Source organism: Azospira oryzae (assembly GCF_004217225.1).
Taxonomy (GTDB): domain Bacteria; phylum Pseudomonadota; class Gammaproteobacteria; order Burkholderiales; family Rhodocyclaceae; genus Azospira; species Azospira oryzae.
Genome location: NZ_SHKM01000002.1, coordinates 720,722 through 743,869 on the forward strand (window position 1 = coordinate 720,722; position 23,148 = coordinate 743,869).

The window sequence follows — 23,148 nt, forward strand, 5'->3', positions numbered from 1 at the left end:
TAATCCGCCACTTCCGAGGAGCGCTGCGAGGCCGGCAAGGTCCCAGGCTCGGATGTCTGCCCCGCCAGGGGAGACCAGTTTCAACGGCGCTCACCTTTACAACCCTGCCGGGCGCAGGGGGCCAGGTGAGCCCTGCTATCGCACTCCCTCCCCTCCCCGGCCACAGTTCTTAAGGAGCACTGCTGTGGCTGAATTCAAAGATTACGTGATCGCCGACCTGGGCCTGTCCGCCTGGGGCCGCAAGGAAATCAAGATTGCCGAGACCGAAATGCCCGGTCTCATGGCCATCCGCGAGGAGTACGCCAAGAGCCAGCCCCTGAAGGGCGCTCGCATCACCGGCTCCCTGCACATGACCATCCAGACCGCGGTGCTGATCGAGACCCTGGTGGCTCTCGGTGCCGAAGTGCGCTGGGCTTCCTGCAACATCTTCTCCACCCAGGATCACGCCGCTGCCGCCATCGCCGCTGCCGGCATCCCCGTCTTCGCCGTCAAGGGCGAGACCCTGACCGAGTACTGGGACTACACCCACCGCATCTTCGAATGGGCCGACGGTGGCTATTCCAACATGATCCTGGACGACGGCGGCGATGCCACCCTGCTGCTGCACCTGGGCGCCAAGGCCGAGAAGGACATTTCCGTCCTGGCCAAGCCCGGTTCCGAAGAAGAGACCATCCTCTTCGCCGCCATCAAGGCCAAGCTGGCCCAGGACCCCACCTGGTACTCCGTGCGTCTGGAAAAGATCAAGGGCGTTACCGAAGAGACCACCACCGGCGTGCACCGCCTGTACCAGATGCATGCCCGCGGCGACCTCAAGTTCCCCGCCATCAACGTGAACGATTCCGTCACCAAGTCCAAGTTCGACAACCTCTACGGTTGCCGCGAATCCCTGGTGGACGGCATCAAGCGCGCCACCGACGTCATGGTGGCCGGCAAGATCGCCGTGGTCTGCGGCTACGGCGACGTGGGCAAGGGTTCCGCCCAGGCCCTGCGCGCCCTCTCCGCCCAGGTCTGGGTCACCGAGATCGACCCGATCTGCGCCCTGCAGGCCGCCATGGAAGGCTACCGCGTCGTCACCATGGAATACGCTGCCGACAAGGCCGACATCTTCGTCACCACCACCGGCAACTTCCACGTCATCACCCATGACCACATGGTGAAGATGAAGAACAACGCCATCGTCTGCAACATCGGCCACTTCGACAACGAAATCGACGTCGCTTCCCTGGAAAAGTACCAGTGGGAAGAGATCAAGCCCCAGGTCGATCACGTCATCTTCCCCGACGGCAAGCGCATCATCCTGCTGGCCAAGGGCCGCCTGGTGAACCTGGGCTGCGCCACCGGCCACCCCAGCTACGTGATGAGCTCCTCCTTCGCCAACCAGACCATCGCCCAGATCGAGCTGTTCACCAAGACTGCCGATTACCCGGTGGGTGTCTACACCCTGCCCAAGCACCTGGACGAGAAGGTGGCCCGCCTGCAGCTGAAGACCCTCAACGTGCAGCTGACCACCCTCACCCAGCAGCAGGCCGACTACATCGGCGTGCCCGTGCAAGGCCCCTACAAGGCCGACCACTACCGCTACTAAGCCGTAGCCGGGCCGTCTCCCTTGCCGGAGGCGGCCTGCAGACGATGGGTCGGGACCCGCCATGTCCATGAACTCGTTCCACAGCCGCAGTTCCCGTCCGCCACCCAAGGTGCGCCAGGAGGCGGTGCCCCACGTCCGCAAGGGCGTGCGCGCCGACGTGCTGCTGGTGGAACAGGGTCTGGCCGCCTCCCGCGCCCTGGCCCGGGATCTGATCAGTCAGGGCTGGGTCCAGGGACCCGTCGGCCTCATCACCAAAGCTTCCCAGGAATTGCCGCCCGGTACCCGGCTGCAGTTGCTGGAGGAAAGGCAGACGCCATGAACGACAAGACGTTCAGTATCGAATTCTTTCCGCCCCAGACGGCGGAAGGCGTGGAGAAGCTGCGCCTGGTGCGGGACAAGCTGGCGGCCCTGAAGCCGGCCTTCTTCTCTGTCACCTACGGTGCCGGCGGTTCCACCCGGGAGCGTACCTTCTCCACCGTGCGCGAAATCGTCGCCGCCGGCCTGGATGCGGCGCCCCACCTGTCCTGCATCGGCTCCTCCCGGGAGTCCATCCGCGGCATCCTGGCCGAGTTCCAGGCCGAGGGCATCCGTCGCGTGGTGGCCCTGCGCGGCGACCTGCCCTCCGGCATGGCCGACCCGGGCGAATTCCGCTATGCCAACGAACTGGTGGAGTTCATCCGGGCCGAGACCGGCGATCACTTCCATATCGAAGTGGCCGCCTACCCGGAATGGCACCCCCAGGCCCGCAGCGCCGACGACGACCTGCAGGCCTTCGTGCGCAAGGTCAATGCGGGAGCCAATTCCGCCATCACCCAATACTTCTACAACGCCGACGCCTACTTCCATTTCGTGGATGCGGTGCGGGCCGCCGGGGTGACCATCCCCATCGTCCCGGGGATCATGCCCATTGCCAGCTTTTCCAAGCTGGCCCGCTTCTCCGATGCCTGCGGCGCCGAAATCCCCCGCTGGATGCGCAAGAAGTTCGAAGGCTTCGGCGACGACGCCGATTCCATCAAGGCCTTCGGCCTGGATGTGGTCACCGAGCTGTGCCAGAAGCTGCTGGCCGGCGGCGCCCCGGGGCTGCATTTCTATTCCATGAATCAGTCCGGCCTGACCAGTGAGATCTGGCAGCGTCTGGGGCTCGGCACCCGCTGAGCCGTCCGCTGGCGGCGTACCCCCCGGGGGCGCTGTGCAAAGGTCAGGGACAACCCCCGCGCCGTGGCGGCCGGGGGTTTTTCTTTGCCGGCGCGGAGACGGCCATGGAGGTTTTGTTCTGGCGGCGAGGCTCGTACAATGGAACTGTCGATTTACATAACAACCCAGTGTGGAGCGTCATCATGTTTCCTGAATACCGCGACCTGATTTCCCAACTCAAGACCAGCGACCGCCACTTCCAGAATCTCTTCCAGAAGCACAACGAGATCGACCAGAAGGTCAAGAACATGGAGTCCCGCATCGAATCCGGCTCCCCGGAGCAAATCGAAGCCCTGAAGAAGGAAAAGCTGGCGCTGAAGGACGAGATTTACGCCGTGCTGAAGAAGGCCAGCGCCACGGTCTGAGCTTCTCTCCGGCCCCGCCGGGGCCATCCGGCAATGAAAACGCCCGCTGCTGCAGCGGGCGTTTTTGTTTGGTGCGGGCGGGCGCGCGGCCTGGCCGTCGCGACAGCCTAGTGCTGCAGGATCTTGGCCAGGAACTGCTGGGCCCGCTCCGAGTGGGGCTTGCCGAAAAAGTCGTCCTTGGCCGCATCCTCGACGATGCGGCCCTGGTCCATGAAGATCACCCGGTGGGCCACCTTGCGGGCAAAACCCATTTCGTGGGTGACGCACATCATGGTCATGCCTTCCTGGGCCAGTTCCACCATCACATCCAGCACCTCGTTGATCATTTCCGGGTCCAGGGCCGAGGTGGGTTCGTCGAAGAGCATGCAGATGGGGTCCATGGCCAGGGCCCGGGCGATGGCCACCCGCTGCTGCTGGCCGCCGGAAAGCTGGCCCGGATGCTTGTGCGCATGGGCCTTGAGGCCCACCCGGTCGAGCAGCTTGAGGCCCTTGTCCGTGGCCTCCTCCCTGCTGCGGCCCAGTACCTTGACCTGGGCGATGGTCAGGTTGTCGGTGATGGTCATGTGGGGAAACAGCTCGAAGTGCTGGAACACCATGCCGACGTGGGAACGCAGTTTGGAGAGGTTGGTCCTGGGGTCGCCGACGGAAGTGCCATTCACCACGATGTCGCCCTGCTGGAAGGGTTCCAGGCCATTGACGCACTTGATCAGGGTGGACTTGCCCGAACCCGAGGGACCGCAGACCACCACCACCTCGCCCTTCTTCACCTCGGTGGTGCAATCGGTCAGCACCTGGAACTGCCCGTACCACTTGGAAACGTTCTTGATCTCGATCATTTGATGAACCTCGCTTGCAGGTGCTTCACCAGGCGGGAGACGGTGAAGCAGATGACAAAGTAGGCGGCGCCGGCGAAGAGCAGCAGTTCCACCAGTCTGCCGTCCCGGTCGCCGACCTTGTAGGCGGTGCCGAAGAAGTCCGAGAGGCCGATCACGTAAACCAGGGAGGTGTCCTGGAAGAGGATGATGGCCTGGGTCAGGAGCAACGGAATCATGTTGCGGAAGGCCTGGGGCAGCACCACCAGGCGCATGGTCTGGCCCGGCGTCAGGCCCAGGGCCAGACCGGCGGCGACCTGCCCCTTGGGCACGCTCTGGATGCCGGCCCGGATGATTTCCGAATAGTAGGCGGCCTCGAACAGGGCGAAGGCCACCAGGGCGGAGACCAGGCGGATATCGCCGATATCCTGGCCGAAGAGGCCCTTCAGGGCCTGGGGCACGATCAGGTAGAACCACAGGATGACCATCACCAGGGGCACCGAGCGGAACAGGTTCACGTAGCCGGCGGCAAGGAAGGACAGCAGTCTGTTGCTGGACAGCCGGGCCACCGCGAGCAGGGTGCCCCAGCCGATGCCGACGACGATGGCGGTGAGGGTCACTTCCAGGGTCACCAGCAGGCCCTTGCCGAGCAGGGGCAGGGCGCCGGGAATGGAGCTCCAGTCAAATTCGTACATGGCTCACTTGCCTCCGATAAAGCCTGGGACCCGGACTTTTTCTTCCAGGCGGCGCATGAGGAACATCACGGTGACGTTGATGCAGACGTAGAGCAGGGTCACGGCGATGAAGGCTTCGTAGGGCTGGGCCGTGTAGTCCACCAGTTGCTGGGCCTGGCGCGACAGCTCGATGAGGCCGATGGTGGTGGCTACGGCCGAGTTCTTGAAGATGTTGAGGAATTCGGAGGTCAGGGGCGGCACGATGATGCGGAAGGCCATGGGTAGCAGCACGTGGCGATACACCTGGGCCAGGGTGAAGCCCATGGCCAGGCCGGCGTTCTTCTGGCCCCGGGGCAGGGATTCGATGCCGGCACGCACCTGCTCGGCGACGCGGGCGGCAGTGAACAGGCCCAGGCAGAGCATGGCGGCGAGAAACTGCTGCAGCAGCGGGTCGGATTGCTTGTAGGCGTTGCCCAGGGCCGGGGGCAGCAGTTCGGGCAGGACGAAATACCAGGAGAACAGCTGCACCAGGAGAGGCACGTTGCGGAAACACTCGACGTACACCGCGGCGAAGGAGGACAGCCAGCGGTTGGGCACGGTGCGCAGGACGCCGACGATGGAGCCCACCACCAGGGCGATGACCCAGGCGGAAAGGGACAGGGCAACGGTCCATTGCAGGCCGGTGAACAGCCAGCCCAGGTAGGTCGTTTCCCCTGAGGGGACGGGGGTGAGGAAGACCGACCAGTTCCAGTTGTAGTTCATGATGGAACCCCGACGGGAAGAGGGAGAAGGAGGCGGAGGGGCATCGCCCTTCCGCCTTGCCGATCAGACCCGGCTACTCGTAGGCCTTGTCGTTGGGAGCCTTGTAGAGGGCCTTCATGTCGTCGGAGAGCGGCATGTTGAGGTTGAGCCCCTTGGGCGGAATGGGGTTCATGAACCACTTGTTGTAGATCTTCTCCGCCTCGCCGGAGGTCATGGCCTTGGTCAGGGCCGCATCCACCACCTTCTTGAAGCCGGCGTCGTCCTTGCGCAGCATGCAGCCGTAGGCTTCCTTGGACTGGGCGGTACCGACCACGACCCAGTCGCCCGGACGCTTGGCCTTGGCCATTTCGCCGTAGAGCAGGGCGTCGTCCATCATGAAGGCGACGGCGCGGCCGCTTTCCAGGGTGAGGAAGGATTCGCCGTGGTCCTTGGCCGAGATGATGTTCATCTTCATCTGCTTTTCCTCGTTCATCTTGCGGATGAGGCGTTCGGAAGTGGTGCCGGCGGTGGTTACCACGTTCTTTCCGGCGAGGTCGGGGAAGTCCTTCACGCCGGCGTCTTTCTTGGCCATGAGGCGGGTGCCGATGACGAAGATGCTGGTGGAGAAGCCGACCTGCTTCTGCCGTTCCAGGTTGTTGGTGGTGGAGCCGCACTCCATGTCCACCGTGCCGTTCTGCAACAGGGTGATGCGGTTGGCCGAGGTGACCGGCATCAGCTTGACGTCCAGCTTGGCCAGCTTCAGTTCGGCCTTGATGGCGTCCACCGCCTTCAACATCATCTCGTGGGAATAGCCGATGACCTGCTGCTTGTCGTCATAGTAGGAAAAGGGGATGGAGGATTCCCGATGGCCCAGGGTGATGGAGCCGGTGTCCTTGATCTTCTTCAGGGTGGGGGATTCCTGGGCCAGCACCGGGGCGGCACAGAGGGCGGAACCAATGACGGCAGCGGCTGCCAGGGTCAGGGTCTTGCGCATGGGCATCTCCTTGCAGGGGTGGGTTGGGCCGCAGGGGCACAGCGCCGATTGCAGCACAAGGCGGCCCGTCTGACCAGAGGAGTTTCCCCTAGGTCCGGCCTAGGCGGGCTTGCGCTTGCTGCGGCTGACCAGCAGGACTCCGGCCAGGACCAGGCCGGCGCCGGCCAGCTGGGCGGCGGAGACGGGCTCCTGCAGCAGCCACCAGCTGAAGAAGATGGTGAGGACGGGCCCCAGGGTGCCGATCAGTACCGACCGGGCGGCACCGATGCGGCGGATGGCTGCGGATTGCCAGAGGATGGGCAGCACCGTGGAGAAAAGGGCCATGGCGGCGCCGTAGAGATAGATGGGCAGAGGTTGCACCAGGGCGGAGAGGGGCTGGGTGGCGAAGAAGTGCAGCTGGGTGGCGGTGGTGGACACCAGCATGGCCAGGGCGGCGAAGCGGGCTGAGCCGAGGCGGCGGATGGCCGGTTCGGCCCCGGCGCTGTAGATGGCGTAGGTGAGGGCCGAGCCGAAGACGAAGGCGGCGCCAGTGAGCAGGGTGGCCACGTCGCCGCCCAGTTGCAGGTCGTGGGCGAAGGCCAGGCCGATGCCGGCGTAGGACAGCAGCAGGGCGCCCACCTGGCGCTTCTCCAGGGACTGGCCCATGAACAGCACGCCGATGAGCACGGTCAGGGTCGGATAGGTGAACAGGATCAGCCGTTCCAGACCGGCCGAGATGTACTGCAGGCCGAGGAAGTCGAGCATGCTGGAGGCGTAGTAGCCGAGAACGCCGAGCACCACCAGGGTGCTCCAGTCGCGTCGCGTCAGGGGGGCGGCGTTGCCGGCGGTGAAGCCGATCCAGAGGAAGGCGGGCAGGGAAAAGACCATGCGCAGGGAGAGCAGGGTGACGGCATCCACCGGGGCGGCAGCATAGGCCAGCTTGACGAAAATGGCCTTGAAGGAGAAGCCGAACGCCGCCAGGACGGCCAGGGCGACGCCGATGCGGTCGGAGTTCCAGTGTTTCCAGGGCATGGAGTTCGATTCGGGCAAGACGAAGTGTTTGGATTTTCAGCCCGCGCCAAAGCTGGAACAATTGGTAAACTCCCAAGCAAGCCTTCGTCAAAGCCGAAACCTTCCATGCGCTACGATCTTGTCGACCTGAAACTGTTCCTGGCCGTGGCGGAGGAGCGCAACCTCACCCGGGGTGCCGAGAAGGCCCATCTGGCGCCCTCCTCCGCCAGCCACCGCATCCGTCAGCTGGAGGACGCTCTGGGCACGCCCCTGCTCACCCGCCAGGCCCGGGGCGTGGCCCTGACCCGGGCCGGCGAGTCCCTGCTGCGCCACGCCCGGGAAGTGTTTGCCCAGCTGGAGCAGATGCATGCCGACCTGGCGCCCTACGCCCAAGGCATCCGCGGCCACGTCAGCCTGTGGGCCAATACCCACGCCACCCACACCTTTCTGCCCATGGACCTGGCCGGTTTCCTGCGGGACCATCCCCAGGTCAGCGTCACCCTGGAGGAGCACACCAGCCCCCATATCGCCCTGGCCGTGGCCGGCGGCGAAGTGGAAGTGGGGGTGGTGGCGGGCCATGTGGAAAGCTCCGGGGTGGAGCTGCTGCCCTACCGCCAGGACCGCCTGGTGCTGGTAGTGCCCGCCGGTCATCCCCTGGAAGCCCGTCGCGACGAGCCTGCCGGGCTGGGTTTCGGTGTCGTACTGGACTACCCTTTCGTCATGCTCCACGCCGGCAGCGCCATCCACACCTTCACCATGAATGCGGCAGCGGCCCAGGGACGCCACCTCAACGTGCGCATCCAGGTGCGCAGTTTCGGCGCCGTGCTGCGCATGGTGGGAGCCGGCGTCGGCATCGGCCTGGTGCCCCGTTCGGCCCTGGTCTTCGCCGACCGGGAACGGCCGCCCACGGTGCTGGAACTGTCCGAGCCCTGGGCCCGGCGCGACCTGCAGATCTGCGTCCGCAACCGGGCCAGCCTGTCCGGCTTCGCCGTCGCCCTGGTGGATGCCCTGGCGAAAAGCGCCGAGGCCTGAACCCCCCGCCCCGGATGCTGTCCCAGACACAACCTCTCTAGTCGACTGCCCGTCATGCCCAACCGCCTCGCCGCAGAAACCTCCCCCTACCTGCTGCAGCACGCCGACAACCCGGTGGACTGGTATCCCTGGGGCGAGGAGGCGCTGGCCCGGGCCCGGGCGGAAAACCGGCCGATCCTGCTCTCCATCGGCTACTCGGCCTGCCACTGGTGCCATGTCATGGCCCACGAGTGCTTCGCCGATGCAATCGTGGCGGCGGAGATGAACCGCCTCTTCATCAACATCAAGGTGGACCGGGAGGAGCGCCCCGACCTGGACCAGGTCTACCAGACCGCCCACCAGATGCTGGTCGGCCGCCCCGGCGGTTGGCCCCTGACCATGTTCCTGGCACCGGACGCCATGCCCTTCTTCGGCGGCACCTATTTCCCGCGGGAACCCCGCCACGGCCTGCCGGCCTTCGTCGAAGTGCTGCACAGCGTGGCCCGGGCCTTTGCCGAGAAGCAAGACGAGATTGCCGAGCAGGGCCGCACCATGCGCGAGGCCTTCGGCAGCACCCTGCCCCGGGCGGTGCGGGGCGAGCCCCTGTTCAATGCGGACCCCCTGGCCCAGGCCGTGGCGGAGCTGGACACCAACTACGACCGGCGCCGTGGCGGCTTTGGCGGCGCCCCCAAATTTCCCCGGCCTGCCGCCCTGGACTTCCTCCTGCGCCGCCATGCCGCCACCGGCGATCCCCACGCCCGGGACATGGCCCTGACGACCCTGGAACGGATGGCCGAGGGCGGCATCCACGACCACCTGGGCGGCGGCTTCTATCGTTACAGCGTCGATGCCCAGTGGAGCATTCCCCACTTCGAGAAAATGCTCTACGACAACGCCCAGCTGCTTCACCTCTATGCCGAAGCCTGGGCCCTGAGCCGCAAGCAGGTGTTCCGCCAGGCAGCCGAGGGCATCGTCGCCTGGCTGCAGCACGAAATGGCGCTGCCCGGCGGGGCCTTCGCCGCCGCCCTGGATGCGGACAGCGAGGGCGAGGAAGGCCGCTTCTACCTATGGACCGCCCGGGAGGTCCATGCCCTGCTGCCGCCCCAGCAATGGGATGTGGCTTCCATCCACTGGGGCCTGGATGGTCCGCCCAATTTCGAGGATGCCGAATGGCACCTGCGCCAGGTGCAGCCCCTGGAGCAGGTGGCCGAACGCCTGCGCCTGACGCCCGGCGAGGCGCGCCAGCAGCTGGAAGGGGCCCGGCACACTCTGCTGGCGGCCCGCAACGAGCGCATCCGCCCAGGGCGGGACGACAAGGTGTTGACCGGCTGCAACGCCCTGGCCATCAAGGGTCTGGCCCGGGCCGCCCGGGCCTTCGGCCGGCCCGAATGGCTGGGCCTGGCCTGCGGGGCGGCCGATTTCCTGCAGCGTGAGCTCTGGCGGGACGGGCGGCTGCTGGCCGCCTGGAAGGATGGCCGGGCCCGGCTGCCGGCCTATCTGGACGACCATGCCTTCCTCCTGGAGGCCATGCTGGAGTTGCTCCAGGCCGGCTGGCGCGATGCCGACTACCGCTGTGCCGTGGCCCTGGCCGACGCCCTGCTGCAGCACTTCGAGGATCGGGAGGAAGGCGGCTTCTTCTTCACCGCCCACGACCATGAGGCCCTGATTTACCGCACCAAGCCGGTGGAGGACCATGCGACGCCGTCGGGCAACGGCGTTGCCGCCTTTGCCCTGGGGCGCCTGGCCCTGCTTAGCGGCGAGCCCCGCTATGCCGCCGCCGCCCGCCGCGCCCTGGCCCTGTTCCTGCCCGACCTGCGCCAGCATCCCGGCGCCCACCCGGGCCTGCTCAATGTCCTCGGCGACGAGCTGAGCCCCCCGGCCCTGGCCGTGCTGCAGGGACCGGCCGCGGAGCTGGCCCGCTGGCAGGACGAAATCGGCCGCCTGCCGGCGCCCTGGCTGCTCGCCGTGGCCCCTACGGGCGGGGACGAACGGCCGCCCCCCTTGCGCAAACCGGAGACGGAACGTGTCAACGCCTGGGTCTGTGCCGGCGTTACTTGCTTGCCACCCATCGACGGCCTGGAAGCCCTGCTTGGCATGTTGGCCAAACCGTTGAAAGTGCATTAACATCCCCGCGCTACACAGCATATTCACCATTCTCACTACGGAGCGAGAGCATGAAAGCGATTTACGTGTCCCTGCTGGCCGCCGCTGGCCTCCTGATCAACGGCGCTGCCCAGGCTGACGAAGCCCTGGCCAAGGCCAAGAACTGCATGACCTGTCACCAGATCGCCACCAAGGTGGTGGGCCCCGCCTACAAGGACGTGGCCAAGAAGTACGCCGGCGACAAGGCTGCCGAAGGCAAGCTGGCCGAGAAGATCCAGAAGGGCGGCAGCGGCGCCTGGGGCACCGTGCCCATGCCCCCCAACAACGTGACCCCGGACGAAGCCAAGAAGCTGGCTCACTGGGTCCTGAGCCTGAAGTGAGCCGTTAAGGTCTCGCTGACGAAAAGCCAACCTCCGGGTTGGCTTTTTTATTGTCTGCAATCCGTCCGGAGGCCCGCGCCGACCTTGTATCCTGCATATTGACAAGGGCGGGGGGCGCCCTGAGAATCATTCGCTGTATCTTGTTCCCCAACACCGTCATCCGTTATAAGCCCGAGAGGAGTTTCCGTTATGCGCATGAACAGCATTCCCGGCACCATCCTGGCCCTGGCCGCCGCCATTTCCCTGATCGGTTGCGGCAACAAGGAAGAACCCGCACCCCAGGCCGCCCCGGCTGCAGCTCCTGCCGCCAAGCCCGAGATCACCGTCAAGATCGGCCATGCCTCTCCCCTCACCGGCCCCCAGGCCCACATCGGCAAGGACAACGAATACGGCGCCACCCTGGCCATCGAGGAACTGAACGCCAAGGGGCTGGAGATCGGCGGTGCCAAGGTCAAGTTCGAGCTCATTTCCGACGACGACCAGGCCGACCCCAAGCAGGGCACCACCGTGGCCCAGAAGTTCGTCGACGCCAAGGTTAACGGCGTCATCGGCCACCTCAACTCCGGCACCACCATCCCGGCCTCCAAGATTTATTTCGATGCCGGCATTCCCCAGATTTCCGGCTCCGCCACCAACCCCACCTACACCAAGCAGGGCTTTGCCACCGCCTTCCGCGTCATGGCCAACGACGAGCAGCAGGGCAAGGCCCTGGCCCAGTTCGCCGCCAAGACCCTGGCGGCCAAGAGCGTTGCCATCATCGACGACCGTACCGCTTACGGCCAGGGCCTGGCCGACGAGTTCAAGAAGGCCTCCGAAGCTGCCGGCCTCAAGGTGGTGGCCAGCGAGTACACCAATGACAAGGCCACCGACTTCAAGGCCATCCTGACCAAGATCAAGTCGAAGAAGCCGGACCTGATCTTCTACGGCGGCATGGATCCCCAGGGCGGCCCCATGGCCAAGCAGATGAAGGAACTGGGGCTGAAGGCCAAGTTCCTCACCGGCGACGGCGGCTGCACGCCCAACTTCATCACCCTGGCCGGCGCCGCCGCCGAAGGCCAGTACTGCTCCCTGCCCGGCGTGCCCCTGGACAAGATGCCCGGCGGCACCGTCTTCAAGGACAAGTTCGTCGGCAAGTTCAAGACCGAAATCCAGCTCTACGCGCCCTATGTCTACGACGCCACCATGGTCCTGGTGGATGCCATGAAGCGGGCCAATTCCGTGGAGCCGGCCAAGTACCTGCCGGAAATCGGCAAGACCAGCTTCCAGGGCGTCACCGCCAAGATCGGCTTCGACGAGTTCGGCGACCTGAAGGACGGCGCCATTTCCTTCTACGAGTACAAGGGCGGCAAGATCGAGTACGTGGAAACCCTGGGTGGCACTCCCGAGGCGGTGCCGGCAGCGGCTCCTGCCGAAGCGCCGGCAGCGGCTGCACCGGCCGCCGCGGCTCCCGCCTCCGCTCCTGCCGCTGCGGCTGGCGAGAAGAAGTAAGCCGCTCCTAGCCAACCTCCCCATTGCAAACGGCGCCCTATGGCGCCGTTTGCATGTCCGCACAGGAATTCCATGGACATTTTTCTGCAACAAATCATCAACGGCCTGGTGCTCGGCAGCATCTACGCCCTGGTGGCCCTCGGCTACACCATGGTGTACGGCATCCTGGGCCTCATCAACTTCGCCCATGGCGAAGTGGTCATGATCGGTGCCCTCACCGCCCTTACCGTGGTCAAGCTGCTGGCCGGCTCCGGCCTGCCGGGCCCGGTCATCGCCCTGATCGGCCTCATGGCCGCCGCCCCGGTGTGCATGGCCATCGGCTACGGCATCGAAAAGATCGCCTACCGGCCCCTGCGCAAGGCGCCCCGGCTGGCCCCCCTGATCACCGCCATCGGCGTCTCCATCGTGCTGCAGAACCTGGCCATGATGGTCTGGGGCCGCAGCTACCATTCCTTCCCCGCCGTGCTGCCGGCCGAGGCCCACGAAGTGCTGGGCGCCACCTTCACCGACCTGCAGGTGATCATCGTCCTGGTGGCCGCCGGCATGATGGCCGGCCTGCTGCTGCTCATCAACCGCACCCGCCTGGGCCGCGCCATGCGCGCCACCGCCGAGAATCCGGCCATTGCCCAGCTGATGGGGGTGAATGTGAACCACATCATCTCCCTCACCTTCGTCATCGGCTCGGCCCTGGCCGCCGTGGCCGGGCTCATGGTCAGTGCCAACTACTCCATCGCCCACTACTACATGGGCTTCATTCTCGGTCTCAAGGCCTTCACCGCCGCGGTGCTGGGCGGCATCGGCAACCTGGCCGGGGCCATGATCGGCGGCATCCTCCTGGGTCTCATCGAATCCCTGGGGGCCGGCTACATCGGCGACATCACCGGCGGCTTCCTCGGTTCCCATTACCAGGACGTGTTCGCCTTCTTCGTCCTGATCCTGGTGCTGGTCTTCCGTCCCTCCGGCCTGGTGGGCGAGAAAGTGGCGGAACGGGCATGAGCTGGAACGACCTCAAGCATGACCGCCGCGTCCTCTGGGCCGGCTACGCCGCCATCGGCATCGTCCTGGCGGTGCTGCCCTTCCTCGTCGGCGCCGGCCTGGGCAATGCCTGGCTGCGCATCCTCAACTTCGCCATGCTCTACATCATGCTGGCCCTGGGGCTGAACATCGTGGTGGGCTTCGCCGGCCTCCTGGACCTGGGCTACATCGCCTTCTATGCCGTCGGCGCCTATCTCTACGCCCTCCTCGCCAGCCCCCACTTCGGCCTGCACTGGCCGGTGTGGGCCATCCTGCCCCTGGGGGCCGTGGTGGCGGGCGGTGCCGGGGCCCTGCTGGGGGCGCCGACCCTGCGCCTGCGGGGCGACTACCTGGCCATCGTCACCCTGGGCTTCGGCGAGATCATCCGCATTTTCATGAACAACCTGAATGCGCCGGTGAACATCACCAACGGGCCCCAGGGCATTTCCAGCATCGATCCCTTCCACGTCGGCGGCGTCACCCTGGCCAAGCCCCTCTCGGTGCTGGGTGTCACGGTGCCTTCCCTGCACGCCTACTACTACCTGTTCCTGCTGCTGGCCCTGGTCATCATCTTCGTCACCATCCGCCTGGAGGATTCCCGCATCGGCCGCGCCTGGGTCGCCATCCGGGAAGACGAGATCGCCGCCAAGGCCTGCGGCATCAACGTGCGCAACATCAAGCTGCTGGCCTTCTCCATGGGCGCCACCTTCGGCGGCGTCGCCGGCGGCCTCTTCGCCAGCTTCCAGGGCTTCGTCAGCCCCGAGTCCTTCGGCCTCATGGAATCCATCATGGTGCTGTGCATGGTGGTGCTGGGGGGCATGGGCCACATTCCCGGCGTCATCCTCGGCGGCATCCTCCTCACCATCCTGCCCGAAGCCTTCCGCCATGCCGCCGTGCCCCTGCAGAAGTACGCCTTCGGCAAGGTGGTGGTGGACCCGGAAAGCCTGCGTATGCTGCTCTTCGGCCTGGCCCTGATCGCCGTCATGCTCTACCGCCCCGCCGGCCTGTGGCCCTCGGCCACGCGCAAACGGGAACTGCAGGGAGGGAGCAAGTGATGAGCGAGCGTCCCATCCTCCTCGAGGCCAGCGACGTGGCCAAGCACTTCGGCGGGGTCAAGGCCCTGCGCGGCGTCTCCCTGACCATCCGGGAAGGGGAGATCTACGGCCTGATCGGCCCCAACGGGGCCGGCAAGACCACCTTCTTCAACTGCCTCACCGGCCTCTATGTGCCCAACGGCGGGCGCATCGTCTTCGCCGGGGCGGAGCTGGACACCTCGGCCCCCCACAAGGTGGCGGCCCGGGGCATTGCCCGCACCTTCCAGAACATCCGCCTCTTCGCCCACATGACGGCCCTGGAGAATGTCATGGTGGGCCGCCACCAGCGCACCCGGGCCGGCGTCTTCGGCGCCATCTTCCGCACCCCGGGCACCCGGGCGGAGGAGGCGGCCATCCAGCGCCGGGCCGAGGAGCTGCTGCACTACGTGGGCATCGCCGACCGGGCCCACGACCTGGCCAAGCATCTCTCCTACGGCGACCAGCGCCGCCTGGAAATCGCCCGGGCCCTGGCCACCGAGCCCAGGCTGCTGGCCCTGGACGAACCCGCTGCCGGCATGAACGCCTCGGAAACCGGCGAACTGCGCACCCTCATCGAAGGCATCCGCAAGGACGGTATCACCGTGCTGCTGATCGAGCACGACGTGAAGCTGGTGATGGGCCTGTGCGACCGGGTGGCCGTGCTCGATTACGGCGAAAAGATTTGTGAGGACGTGCCCGCCGTGGTGCAGAAGGATCCCCGCGTGATTACCGCTTATCTGGGCGCCGAAGCCCAACCCGCCGGCAGCGAGGTGGCCCATGGCTGAACCCCTGCTCATCGTCGAAGGTCTGCGCATCGCCTACGGTGGCATCCAGGCCGTCAAGGGCATCACCTTCCATGTGGACCCGGGCGAAACCGTGGCCCTCATCGGCGCCAACGGCGCCGGCAAGACCTCCACCCTGAAAGCCCTGGCCCGACAGCTCGATGCCGCCGGCGGCAGCGTGCGTTACCAGGGGCGCGAAATCTCGGCCCTGGCGCCCCATGAGCTGGTGGGCCAGGGCATCGCCCTGGTGCCTGAAGGCCGGGGCGTCTTCGCCCGCCTGACGGTGACCGAGAACCTGGAAATGGGCGCCTACTGCCGCCATGACAAGGCCGAGATCGCCGACGACCTGGAACGCATCTTCGCCCTCCTGCCCCGCCTCAAGGAACGCCATGGCCAGCTGGCCGGCACCCTCTCCGGCGGCGAGCAGCAGATGCTGGCCATGGGCCGGGCCCTGATGAGCCGGCCCAGGCTGCTGTTGCTGGACGAACCTTCCATGGGTTTAGCACCGATCATGGTGCAGAAGGTTTTCGAGGTGGTACAAGAGGTGGCCAGCCAGGGCATGACCATCCTGCTGGTGGAGCAGAACGCCCGCCTGGCCCTGCAGGTGAGCCGCCGCGGTTACGTCATGGAGTCCGGCGACATCACCCTCACCGATGCGGCCGGCACCCTGCTCGACAACCCCCGCGTCAAAGCCGCCTACCTAGGAGAATGACCATGTCCCTGCCGACTGAAGAAGCCCTGCGCACCGTCCTGCGCCAGGTGGTGGATCCGGAGGTCGGGGTGAATATCGTGGACCTGGGCCTGGTCTACGGCATCGATATCGGCGACAACGGCGTCGTGGTGCGCCTGACCATGACCAGCCCGGCCTGCCCCATGGGCGACCTGGTCATGGACGAGGCCCGGGCGGCCCTGGAGCCCCTGGTGCCGGAACCCTACGACCTGGACCTGCAGCTGGTGTGGGAGCCGCCCTGGTCGCCGGCTCTGATGAGCCCCAAGGCCAAGGACACCCTGGGCTGGGGCGAGTAGCCATGAACGCCCCCCACCGGGGCGGCCTGCGTCCCCTGCAACGCCTGCCCCTGCTTATGCTGGCCATGGCCGCCCTCCTGGTCGGCGTCGGCGGAGGCCTGTGGCGCCTGGGCTGGGCCTTTCCCCTGCCCGCCTCCCTGGCGGCCCAGGGCGCCGCCTTCCACGGCCCCCTCATGGTCAGCGCCTTCTTCGGCACCGTCATCGCCTTGGAACGGGCGGTGGCCCTAGCCACCGGCTGGGCCTACCTGGGGCCGGCCCTGGCCGGTGCTGCCGGCCTGGCCCTGCTGCTCGGCGCACCGCCGGCGGTGGCCGGCGGCCTGGCCTGCGGCGCTGCCGTCATCCTGCTGCTGGCCTCCCTGCGGGTGTGGCGGCAGCAGCCCGCCCTGCACAACCTGACCCTGGCCCTGGGCGCCGCTTCCTGGCTGCTGGGCAACGGCCTGTGGCTGGCCGGCTTCCCGGTGCCCCGGGTGGTGATCGCCTGGGTCGCCTTCCTGGCCCTGACCATTGCCGGCGAGCGCCTGGAGCTTTCCCGCTTCCTGCCGCCATCGCCCCTGGCGCAGCGCTTCTTCGCCCTGTTCATGGCCCTGGTGCTGCTGGGGGCGCTGCTGACGCCCCTGCTGCCGGACGCAGGTACGGCCCTGGCCGGGCTCGGCCTGCTGGCCCTGGCTCTGTGGCTGTTGAAACAGGACATTGCCCGGCGCACGGTGAAGCAGCAGGGTCTGACCCGCTTCATCGCGGTGTGTCTGTTGTTGGGATATTTCTGGCTGGCCCTGGGTGGCGGCCTGCTGCTCGGCGGCGGCGCCCTCAATGGCAGCGGGCCCCACTACGACGCAGCCCTGCATGCCCTGCTGGTGGGCTTTGTCTTTTCCATGGTGTTCGGCCACGCGCCGATCATCTTCCCCGCCGTGGCCCGGGTGCAGATTCCCTACCACCCGGTGTTCTACGGGCCCCTGCTGGTGCTGCACGGCAGCCTGGCCCTGCGCCTGCTGGGCGACCTGCTGCCCGAATCGGGGCTGCGGCCCTGGGGCGGCGCCGGCAACGGCCTGGCCCTGCTGCTGTTCGTGCTGACCATGGTGGGCAGCGTGCTCAGGGGACGGCGCGCCGCCCCCTGAGTCCGGCCGGTTTCAGTCGGCGTCCAGTTGGCGGATCAGGGCCGGGGTCACCTGGCCGAAGTCCACGATGCGCTTGCCCTTGTGGTCCTTGAGAAATTCTTCCGCATCCAGCCGGTCGGCCTGGGGCACCAGTTCGTGACCCATGGGACCGAGCACGTCGGAGCCGAGGACGAATAGGGCCTTGCGTGCGTCAACGCGGCGCAGGTTGTAGAAGTCGGTCACCAGGATGGCCTCGATGTCGCCGGGGCGGTGGCCCGGGGCGTATTTGGGCAGGTCCTGGAGGAACTTGAACATGTCCTTGGCGCCGTCGAAGAAATGCACATGGCCGTCCTTCCACTGCACCACGGCGACCCAGTTGGGATACTTGGAAACCAGCATGCCGCAGACCGGGCAGGTGTCCCGGGGACCGGGCTTGGCGGGCGGCGCGGCGGCTGCCGCTGCGGCCTGGATACCCATCCAGGCGCAGAGCAGCCAGGCCGCCAGGAGGCGGCGTCCCATCTCAGCCCTTGGCCTGGGCGGCCTTGCGCCGGCGTTCTTCCCGGTTCCTGCGGATCATGGCCACGTCGCCGGCCATGTCCAGATAGGCTTCGCGCAGGGCATCGTTGAAGTTGCCCAGGCTGCCGCCGTACTTGGCCTGGAATTCCTTGGCCACGCTGGGGGTGGCGAAGGAATGCTTGCTGCGCTTGGTCATGGCGTGCTTGAGGTCGGCGCCGATGAGATAGACCAGGTTGTCCACCGGCACCAGGGGCCGGGGTTCGGCGGCGGAGCCGTAGTCGGGGCCCCAGATCTGCTTCGGTTCCCGGTCGATGTTGAGGCCCAGGCTGAGGCTCAGACAGTGGATGGAGCAGACGCCGTCGGCCAGGTCGTCGCTGTACTGCACCAGCATGCGGGCCTTGTGGTGTTCCTTGCGGTCCATGCCGCAGTAGGGACACTTGGGATACTTCTCGAATTCCTTGTCCAGCGGCTTGGCATCGGCCCCGGTCTTGGGAATGAACTGCTGGGGCGTGCGGTCCGTGTCGCAGGCGGCGGCCTGGGCGGTGCCGGTGGTGGCGGCGAGCCCGGCGCCGGCGGCCAGGGACAGCTTCAATAGTTGGCGACGATCCATTTCTTATCTCCCTTGCTGAAAAACAGACCCCGAATATAAGCGTTGGCGAAAGTGCCGGAGTGCGGCAAATTGCCGCGCCCTGCCTGGCTCTGCGGGCGGCAGTGCGACCCTATGTCGCATTTGTGCGGGGCGGGGCGTGCTCTAGCATGGCGATCTTCTTTCTATGCCCTAATGGATAGCCACCCATGCTCGGTGGTGAAGCGCTCGCCCATCTCTACCTGCAGCACGTCGCCGAACTGCGCCATTACCTGGCCCAGCGGGTGGCCTGCCGGGAAGTCGCCCGGGAACTGGCCCAGGAAACCTTCCTGCGCATGATGCTGAGCGACGGCAAGGACGCCATCCGCAATCCCCGGGCCTTCCTTTACCGCATCGCCGCCAACCTGGCGGTGGACCACTACCGGGCCCAGGCCGGCCGTCCCCGGGAAATCCTGCCCCTGGAAGACTGCGCCGAACAGGCCTGCCCCCGCCCCGGTCCGGAGCAGGTGGCCAGCGCCCGGCAGACCCTGGCCCGCCTGGCGGTGGCGGTGGAACAGCTGCCGCCCCGCTGCCGCGAGGTGTTCCTGCGCCACAAGTTCGACGGCTGCCGCCAGGCCGACCTGGCCCGGGAATACGGCATCAGCGTCAATGCCATCGAAAAACACCTGATCCGGGCCCTGGTGCAGCTGCGCCTGTGCCTGCACTGACCATGTCCGCCTGCGGCACGCCCCCTGAAGACCAGCCCCTGCCGGCGGTGCTGGAGCAGGCGGCGGGCTGGCTGCTGCGTCTGCAGCGGCCGGAATGCTCCGCTGCCGAGCAGCGCCGCTTCGAGGCCTGGCTGGCCGCCGACCCCCGCCATTCCCGGGAGTACGCCCGCTTCCAGGAACTGTGGCGCCAGCTCGACGGCCTCAAGCCCCGCCGCCGCAGCCGGCGCCAGTCCCTGGCCGCCGGGCTGGCCGGCCTCGCCTGTTGCGGCGCCCTGCTCGGCCTGCCGGCCATGGAGCGCCAGGAGTGCCTGCAGACCGCGGTGGGCGAAATGCGCAGCGAACTGCTGGCGGACGGTAGCCGGCTCGACCTCAACGCCGACACCGTCCTGCGCATCCAGTATTCGCAGCACCAGCGCCGCCTGTTCCTGGAGCGGGGCGAGGCCCGCTTCGTCGTCGCCGCCGATGCCCGGCCCTTCTCGGTCCAGGCCGGCGCCGCCACCCTGCGGGACATCGGCACCACCTTCGCCGTCAGCCGGGAGCGCCAGTCCCTCGCGGTGCGGGTGCTGGAAGGCAGGGTGGAAGCCCATCTCGGCGCCGCCCCCGTGGCCATCGGGGGCGGCCAGCAATGGCAGCACGGGCCCCAGGGCAGCAGCGCAGTGCAGCCGGTGGCCCCGGGGCAGGTGGCGCCCTGGCTCGATGGGCGCTGGATTTTCCAGGCCACGCCCCTGGCCCAGGCCCTGGCCCAGGTCAATCGCCAGCACGAGCGTCCGGTGCTGCTGCAGGACCCGTCCCTGGCGGAACTGCGCATCAGCGGCAGCTTCCGCATGGCGGACCGGGAGGGCCTGCTCGACGCCCTGCTGCTGCTCTATCCCCTGGCCCGGGAAGAGGGCCGGGACCGCACCTACCTGCTGCGCCGCGGCGGTGCCGAGTAAATATTTTTGCCCACCCGTGTCAGGGTTTTCAGTGCGCCAACGTCTCACTCCCCATGCCGGCAAACAGCCGGAGTCTCAGTGAGTGAAAGGCGAGCAATGAAAAAAATGATGGGGATGGTGGCGCTGGTGACGGCAGCCGTGGCGGGGAACTCATGGGCCCAGGGGGCGCGTACGCTGGACCTGGCGCCCCAGCCCCTGGCCGAGGCCCTGCAGGGTCTGGCCGGGCAGACGGGCATCCAGATCCTGTTCGACGCGGCGGAACTGCAGAGCGCCCGCAGCCGGGGCCTGCAAGGCAGCCTGACGCCGGAAGCGGCGCTGCAGAAGCTGCTGCAGGACACGGACTTCGTCTTCCACAGCACCGCCCCGGGGAGCTACGTGATCCAGCGGCGCAGCCGCTCGGGCAATGTGCTGCCGGAGGTGCTGGTGCACGGCCAGCGCCTGCGGGCCGAAACCGAAGGCAGCGGCACCTATGCGGCGGCCGCTGCCACCGTGGCCGGCAAGGTGGCCCTGACGCCGCGGGAGATTCCCCAGTCGGTGTCCGTCCTCACCCGGCAGCAGATGGACGACCAGGGCATGGTCACCATGGTGGATGCCCTGCAGCAGGTGACCGGGGTCAACGTCATCGCCAATGACACCACCCAGTCCCAGTACCTGTCCCGGGGCTTTTCCCTGGGCGTGATGCAGGACGGCGTGCCTTCCCACTCGGGCCTGACGGCGGTGCACCAGTTCGACCTGGCCCTGTACGACCGGGTCGAGGTGCTGCGCGGTCCGGCCGGCATCCTGCAGGGCACCAGCGAACCCGGCGGGGTGGTGAATCTGGTGAAGAAGCGCCCCCGGGATACCTTCGCCGCCGCCGTCACGGCCTCCACCGGCTCCTGGAACAACAACCGGGTCGAGGGCGACATCACCGCGCCCCTCAACGCGGAGCGCAGCCTGCGGGGCCGGCTGGTGGTCAGCGACGAGGATCGCCAGTACTACTACGACCGGGCCCGCACCAACAAGTGGCTGGCCTTCGGCGCCCTGGAATACGATCTCTCCCCCGCCACCACCCTGTCCCTCTCCTTTGCCGCCCAGGACAGCCGCAGCAAGGCGCCTTCCTCCGGCCTGCCCAAATACAAGGACGGCAATTTCCTCAAGGTGGACCGTTCCACCAACGTGGTGCCGGACTGGGTGGTCTACAGCTACTACACCGAGGAAACCTCGGCCAGCGTCGAGCATCGCTTCGCCAACAAATGGGTGGCCAAGGCGTCCTACAGCCACCGCACCCAGAATGCCTTCTCCAAGGATGCCTGGCCCAGCTCCGGGGTGAACCGGGCCACCGGCACCGTGGATGCCTACAACCGCAGCCAATACACCAGCGACGACCGGCGGGATGGCCTGGATGCCTTCATCAATGGTCCCTTCGACCTCTTCGGCCGGACCCACAACCTGCTGCTGGGGGTCAACGCGGAGGTCTACAACAGCCGCAGCAAGAGCGGCAGTGCGTCCACCGTGGCCAACGTTTCCCTGGCCGATGCCGCGTCGTTGCCGGAGCCTTCCTTTACCTACACCTCCGGCAGCGAAAGCGAGCGGGCCCAGTCCGGCGTCTATTCCCAGCTGCGCCTCAGCCTGGCTGACCCGGTGACCCTGGTGCTGGGCGGCCGGGCCACCAACTTCAAGGCCAAGAGTCGTAACGTTTCCCCGTCCACCCAATCCGCCTGGCGTGACGGTGCCCAGGCCAACAACCAGTTCACGCCCTACGGCGGCCTGATCGTGGATGTGACCCGGCAGATTTCCCTCTACGGCAGCTACGCGGACATCTTCGTGCCCCAGACCCAGCTGAAGGCCGACGGCAACGCCCTGGATCCCCGCGTCGGCAAGCAGTACGAGGTCGGCAGCAAGGGTGAGTTCTTTGACGGCCGCCTCAATGCTTCCCTGGCTTTCTTCAACATCCGGGACAAGAACCGGGCCTACCGGGACCCGGCCTACCCTGCCGCCTCGACGCCCTATTACCTGAACGCCGGGGAAATCGAGAGCAAGGGCTGGGAAGCCGAAGTCAGCGGCAGCCCCATGGCCGGCCTGGAACTGATGGCGGGCTATACCCGCCTGGAAACCCGTTACCTGTCGGACCGGACCCTGCAGGGCAAGGAGTACTCCATCCAGTCGCCGCGGGACAGCCTCAAGCTGTGGGCCAACTACCGCTTCAACCAGGACAGCCTGCGGGGCCTCAACCTGGGGCTGGGCACCATCGTCAGCAGCGGCGCCGGCAGTTCCCGCGGCAACCGCAATGTGGAGACCCAGGGCGGCTACGCCGTGGTCAATGCCCTGGTTGGTTACCAGATCGACAAGAACTACTCGCTCAGCCTGGCCGCCAACAATCTCTTCGACCGGAACTACTACGCCACGGTGGGCACCTTCACCGCTTACAACTTCTACGGCGAGCCGCGCAACCTGATGCTGACCTTCCGCGCCCGCTACTGACCAACCCCGGGACCGGGCAGCCCTCCCGGTCCTTCTGCCTGGAGGAATGCATATGGATCGCCGTACCCTTTTCAAAGGACTTCTGGCGCTGACGGTGGTGGGGCAGGCCGAGGCGGCCGAGCCCGCTGCCGAGCCCGGCGCCGACCCGGCGCCCCTGGACCACGAGCTGGAAAAGTATCCCCGCTGCGTCGTCTGCAACATGGACCGGCGCCGCTTCCATTACGCCCGTCACCTGACCCATTACGCCGACGATCACGTGGACGGCACCTGCTCCCTGGAATGCACGGCGGAGATGATGCTGCGGGAGCGGCGGCGGGGCTTCAAGGCCATCTACGGGCCCGACTTCGGCGCCGAGGGCGAGCCCAAGCCCCTGGTGGATGTCGCCGCCGCCACCTATCTGCTGGGCAGTCGCCTGCCGGGCACCATGACCCGGCGCAGCAAGTACGTCTTTGCCGATCCGGTGGTGGCCCAGCGGGTGCGCCAGGAGCAGGGCGGCGAACTGGCCACCTTCGACGAGGCCCTGGCCGCATCCATGGCGGAGAAGGCGGAGCAGCTGGGCCGCCGCTACCGCAACGACCAGGAGCGGCTGCGTCGCAAAAAGGACGGCGCCGCCAGCTGAGGCGC

25 protein-coding genes and 1 riboswitch are annotated in these 23,148 nt (G+C 67.0%); of the genes, 18 read left to right on the forward strand and 7 right to left on the reverse strand.

The genetic code is table 11. The features are described from left to right. Positions 1-9 precede the first annotated feature (9 nt). A riboswitch (S-adenosyl-L-homocysteine riboswitch) is annotated at positions 10-99 on the forward strand. Positions 100-184: 85 nt separating this feature from the next. The 4 genes from ahcY (at position 185) to EV678_RS12425 (ending at position 3,144) form a co-directional block, all read left to right on the forward strand. Continuing rightward, entirely contained in the window at positions 185-1,585 is a 1,401-nt protein-coding gene (gene ahcY / locus EV678_RS12410; RefSeq protein ID WP_130459736.1) for an adenosylhomocysteinase, read from the forward strand. Between the two features lie 61 nt (positions 1,586-1,646). Beyond that, complete coding sequence (locus tag EV678_RS12415) at positions 1,647-1,904, forward strand: RNA-binding protein (protein ID WP_130459737.1); 258 nt, start codon at positions 1,647-1,649, stop codon at positions 1,902-1,904. Beyond that, a complete protein-coding gene (gene metF, locus EV678_RS12420; protein ID WP_130459738.1) occupies positions 1,901-2,740 on the forward strand; it encodes a methylenetetrahydrofolate reductase [NAD(P)H] in 840 nt (279 codons plus the stop codon). Before EV678_RS12415 ends, metF begins: the two co-directional genes overlap by 4 nt. Before the next feature lie 182 nt (positions 2,741-2,922). Beyond that, the gene (locus EV678_RS12425) at positions 2,923-3,144 is read left to right on the forward strand and encodes a YdcH family protein (RefSeq protein ID WP_014235750.1); all 222 of its coding nucleotides are present in this window, start codon (positions 2,923-2,925) and stop codon (positions 3,142-3,144) included. A 107-nt stretch (positions 3,145-3,251) separates the two neighbouring features. On the opposite strand, the gene EV678_RS12430 is transcribed toward EV678_RS12425, so the two are convergent. The 5 genes from EV678_RS12430 to EV678_RS12450 all read right to left on the reverse strand — a co-directional run bounded on the left by EV678_RS12430 (position 3,252) and on the right by EV678_RS12450 (position 7,376). Continuing rightward, positions 3,252-3,980, reverse strand: a complete 729-nt coding sequence (locus tag EV678_RS12430; protein WP_014235749.1) for an amino acid ABC transporter ATP-binding protein — start codon at positions 3,978-3,980, stop codon at positions 3,252-3,254. Then, the gene (gltK, locus tag EV678_RS12435) at positions 3,977-4,651 is read right to left on the reverse strand and encodes a glutamate/aspartate ABC transporter permease GltK (RefSeq protein ID WP_014235748.1); all 675 of its coding nucleotides are present in this window, start codon (positions 4,649-4,651) and stop codon (positions 3,977-3,979) included. Before gltK ends, EV678_RS12430 begins: the two co-directional genes overlap by 4 nt. 3 nt (positions 4,652-4,654) lie before the next feature. After that, complete coding sequence (locus tag EV678_RS12440) at positions 4,655-5,392, reverse strand: amino acid ABC transporter permease (protein WP_130459739.1); 738 nt, start codon at positions 5,390-5,392, stop codon at positions 4,655-4,657. A 73-nt stretch (positions 5,393-5,465) separates the two neighbouring features. Next, on the reverse strand, positions 5,466-6,365 hold the full coding sequence (locus EV678_RS12445) for a glutamate/aspartate ABC transporter substrate-binding protein (RefSeq protein ID WP_014235746.1): 900 nt from the start codon (positions 6,363-6,365) through the stop codon (positions 5,466-5,468). 99 nt (positions 6,366-6,464) lie between these two features. Beyond that, complete coding sequence (locus tag EV678_RS12450; protein ID WP_130459740.1) at positions 6,465-7,376, reverse strand: DMT family transporter; 912 nt, start codon at positions 7,374-7,376, stop codon at positions 6,465-6,467. 105 nt (positions 7,377-7,481) lie between these two features. Between EV678_RS12450 and EV678_RS12455 the strand changes: the two genes are divergently transcribed. The 10 genes from EV678_RS12455 (at position 7,482) to EV678_RS12500 (ending at position 17,344) form a co-directional block, all read left to right on the forward strand. Beyond that, complete coding sequence (locus EV678_RS12455; protein WP_130459741.1) at positions 7,482-8,387, forward strand: LysR family transcriptional regulator; 906 nt, start codon at positions 7,482-7,484, stop codon at positions 8,385-8,387. Positions 8,388-8,441: 54 nt separating this feature from the next. Next, the gene (locus tag EV678_RS12460) at positions 8,442-10,490 is read left to right on the forward strand and encodes a thioredoxin domain-containing protein (RefSeq protein ID WP_130459742.1); all 2,049 of its coding nucleotides are present in this window, start codon (positions 8,442-8,444) and stop codon (positions 10,488-10,490) included. A gap of 50 nt (positions 10,491-10,540) precedes the next feature. Further along, on the forward strand, positions 10,541-10,849 hold the full coding sequence (locus tag EV678_RS12465; protein WP_014235742.1) for a c-type cytochrome: 309 nt from the start codon (positions 10,541-10,543) through the stop codon (positions 10,847-10,849). A 189-nt stretch (positions 10,850-11,038) separates the two neighbouring features. Then, complete coding sequence (locus EV678_RS12470; RefSeq protein WP_130459743.1) at positions 11,039-12,337, forward strand: branched-chain amino acid ABC transporter substrate-binding protein; 1,299 nt, start codon at positions 11,039-11,041, stop codon at positions 12,335-12,337. Between the two features lie 72 nt (positions 12,338-12,409). Next, positions 12,410-13,333: a branched-chain amino acid ABC transporter permease gene (locus tag EV678_RS12475; protein ID WP_014235740.1), complete on the forward strand. Its 924-nt coding sequence runs from the start codon at positions 12,410-12,412 to the stop codon at positions 13,331-13,333. Further along, on the forward strand, positions 13,330-14,406 hold the full coding sequence (locus EV678_RS12480; RefSeq protein ID WP_014235739.1) for an ABC transporter permease subunit: 1,077 nt from the start codon (positions 13,330-13,332) through the stop codon (positions 14,404-14,406). The genes EV678_RS12475 and EV678_RS12480 overlap by 4 nt, the downstream gene beginning before the upstream one ends. Next, positions 14,406-15,209 (forward strand): ABC transporter ATP-binding protein, encoded by an 804-nt coding sequence (locus tag EV678_RS12485; protein ID WP_130459744.1) that lies wholly within the window; start codon positions 14,406-14,408, stop codon positions 15,207-15,209. The genes EV678_RS12480 and EV678_RS12485 overlap by 1 nt, the downstream gene beginning before the upstream one ends. Next, the gene (locus EV678_RS12490; RefSeq protein ID WP_014235737.1) at positions 15,202-15,918 is read left to right on the forward strand and encodes an ABC transporter ATP-binding protein; all 717 of its coding nucleotides are present in this window, start codon (positions 15,202-15,204) and stop codon (positions 15,916-15,918) included. Before EV678_RS12485 ends, EV678_RS12490 begins: the two co-directional genes overlap by 8 nt. Positions 15,919-15,920: 2 nt before the next feature. Next, complete coding sequence (locus EV678_RS12495) at positions 15,921-16,232, forward strand: metal-sulfur cluster assembly factor (protein ID WP_014235736.1); 312 nt, start codon at positions 15,921-15,923, stop codon at positions 16,230-16,232. 2 nt (positions 16,233-16,234) lie between these two features. Beyond that, positions 16,235-17,344, forward strand: a complete 1,110-nt coding sequence (locus EV678_RS12500) for a hypothetical protein (RefSeq protein WP_130459745.1) — start codon at positions 16,235-16,237, stop codon at positions 17,342-17,344. Between the two features lie 12 nt (positions 17,345-17,356). Here the strand turns inward: EV678_RS12500 and EV678_RS12505 are convergent, their stop codons facing one another. After that, entirely contained in the window at positions 17,357-17,842 is a 486-nt protein-coding gene (locus EV678_RS12505) for a nitrous oxide reductase accessory protein NosL (protein WP_014235734.1), read from the reverse strand. Between the two features lies 1 nt (position 17,843). Beyond that, the gene (locus tag EV678_RS12510) at positions 17,844-18,449 is read right to left on the reverse strand and encodes a nitrous oxide reductase accessory protein NosL (RefSeq protein WP_130459746.1); all 606 of its coding nucleotides are present in this window, start codon (positions 18,447-18,449) and stop codon (positions 17,844-17,846) included. Positions 18,450-18,634: 185 nt separating this feature from the next. On the opposite strand from EV678_RS12510, the gene EV678_RS12515 reads away from it, so the two are divergent. The 4 genes from EV678_RS12515 (at position 18,635) to EV678_RS12530 (ending at position 23,143) form a co-directional block, all read left to right on the forward strand. Then, positions 18,635-19,132, forward strand: coding sequence for an RNA polymerase sigma factor (locus tag EV678_RS12515; protein ID WP_130459747.1), 498 nt, complete (start codon positions 18,635-18,637; stop codon positions 19,130-19,132). Further along, a complete protein-coding gene (locus EV678_RS12520) occupies positions 19,120-20,064 on the forward strand; it encodes a FecR family protein (protein WP_130459748.1) in 945 nt (314 codons plus the stop codon). Before EV678_RS12515 ends, EV678_RS12520 begins: the two co-directional genes overlap by 13 nt. A gap of 96 nt (positions 20,065-20,160) precedes the next feature. Then, positions 20,161-22,524, forward strand: coding sequence for a TonB-dependent siderophore receptor (locus EV678_RS12525; protein ID WP_130459749.1), 2,364 nt, complete (start codon positions 20,161-20,163; stop codon positions 22,522-22,524). Between the two features lie 52 nt (positions 22,525-22,576). Beyond that, the gene (locus EV678_RS12530; protein WP_130459750.1) at positions 22,577-23,143 is read left to right on the forward strand and encodes a nitrous oxide reductase accessory protein NosL; all 567 of its coding nucleotides are present in this window, start codon (positions 22,577-22,579) and stop codon (positions 23,141-23,143) included. Positions 23,144-23,148: the final 5 nt, after the last annotated feature.

Bases quoted from the DNA above. Each gene is read 5' to 3' on its own strand.
- EV678_RS12415 (WP_130459737.1), top strand. From the start codon at position 1,647: ATGTCCATGAACTCGTTCCACAGCCGCAGTTCCCGTCCGCCACCCAAG.
- metF (WP_130459738.1), top strand. From the start codon at position 1,901: ATGAACGACAAGACGTTCAGTATCGAATTCTTTCCGCCCCAGACGGCG.
- EV678_RS12425 (WP_014235750.1), top strand. From the start codon at position 2,923: ATGTTTCCTGAATACCGCGACCTGATTTCCCAACTCAAGACCAGCGAC.
- EV678_RS12430 (WP_014235749.1), bottom strand. From the start codon at position 3,980: ATGATCGAGATCAAGAACGTTTCCAAGTGGTACGGGCAGTTCCAGGTG.
- gltK (WP_014235748.1), bottom strand. From the start codon at position 4,651: ATGTACGAATTTGACTGGAGCTCCATTCCCGGCGCCCTGCCCCTGCTC.
- EV678_RS12440 (WP_130459739.1), bottom strand. From the start codon at position 5,392: ATGAACTACAACTGGAACTGGTCGGTCTTCCTCACCCCCGTCCCCTCA.
- EV678_RS12445 (WP_014235746.1), bottom strand. From the start codon at position 6,365: ATGCGCAAGACCCTGACCCTGGCAGCCGCTGCCGTCATTGGTTCCGCC.
- EV678_RS12450 (WP_130459740.1), bottom strand. From the start codon at position 7,376: ATGCCCTGGAAACACTGGAACTCCGACCGCATCGGCGTCGCCCTGGCC.
- EV678_RS12455 (WP_130459741.1), top strand. From the start codon at position 7,482: ATGCGCTACGATCTTGTCGACCTGAAACTGTTCCTGGCCGTGGCGGAG.
- EV678_RS12460 (WP_130459742.1), top strand. From the start codon at position 8,442: ATGCCCAACCGCCTCGCCGCAGAAACCTCCCCCTACCTGCTGCAGCAC.
- EV678_RS12465 (WP_014235742.1), top strand. From the start codon at position 10,541: ATGAAAGCGATTTACGTGTCCCTGCTGGCCGCCGCTGGCCTCCTGATC.
- EV678_RS12470 (WP_130459743.1), top strand. From the start codon at position 11,039: ATGCGCATGAACAGCATTCCCGGCACCATCCTGGCCCTGGCCGCCGCC.
- EV678_RS12475 (WP_014235740.1), top strand. From the start codon at position 12,410: ATGGACATTTTTCTGCAACAAATCATCAACGGCCTGGTGCTCGGCAGC.
- EV678_RS12480 (WP_014235739.1), top strand. From the start codon at position 13,330: ATGAGCTGGAACGACCTCAAGCATGACCGCCGCGTCCTCTGGGCCGGC.
- EV678_RS12485 (WP_130459744.1), top strand. From the start codon at position 14,406: ATGAGCGAGCGTCCCATCCTCCTCGAGGCCAGCGACGTGGCCAAGCAC.
- EV678_RS12490 (WP_014235737.1), top strand. From the start codon at position 15,202: ATGGCTGAACCCCTGCTCATCGTCGAAGGTCTGCGCATCGCCTACGGT.
- EV678_RS12495 (WP_014235736.1), top strand. From the start codon at position 15,921: ATGTCCCTGCCGACTGAAGAAGCCCTGCGCACCGTCCTGCGCCAGGTG.
- EV678_RS12500 (WP_130459745.1), top strand. From the start codon at position 16,235: ATGAACGCCCCCCACCGGGGCGGCCTGCGTCCCCTGCAACGCCTGCCC.
- EV678_RS12505 (WP_014235734.1), bottom strand. From the start codon at position 17,842: ATGGGACGCCGCCTCCTGGCGGCCTGGCTGCTCTGCGCCTGGATGGGT.
- EV678_RS12510 (WP_130459746.1), bottom strand. From the start codon at position 18,449: ATGGATCGTCGCCAACTATTGAAGCTGTCCCTGGCCGCCGGCGCCGGG.
- EV678_RS12515 (WP_130459747.1), top strand. From the start codon at position 18,635: ATGCTCGGTGGTGAAGCGCTCGCCCATCTCTACCTGCAGCACGTCGCC.
- EV678_RS12525 (WP_130459749.1), top strand. From the start codon at position 20,161: ATGAAAAAAATGATGGGGATGGTGGCGCTGGTGACGGCAGCCGTGGCG.
- EV678_RS12530 (WP_130459750.1), top strand. From the start codon at position 22,577: ATGGATCGCCGTACCCTTTTCAAAGGACTTCTGGCGCTGACGGTGGTG.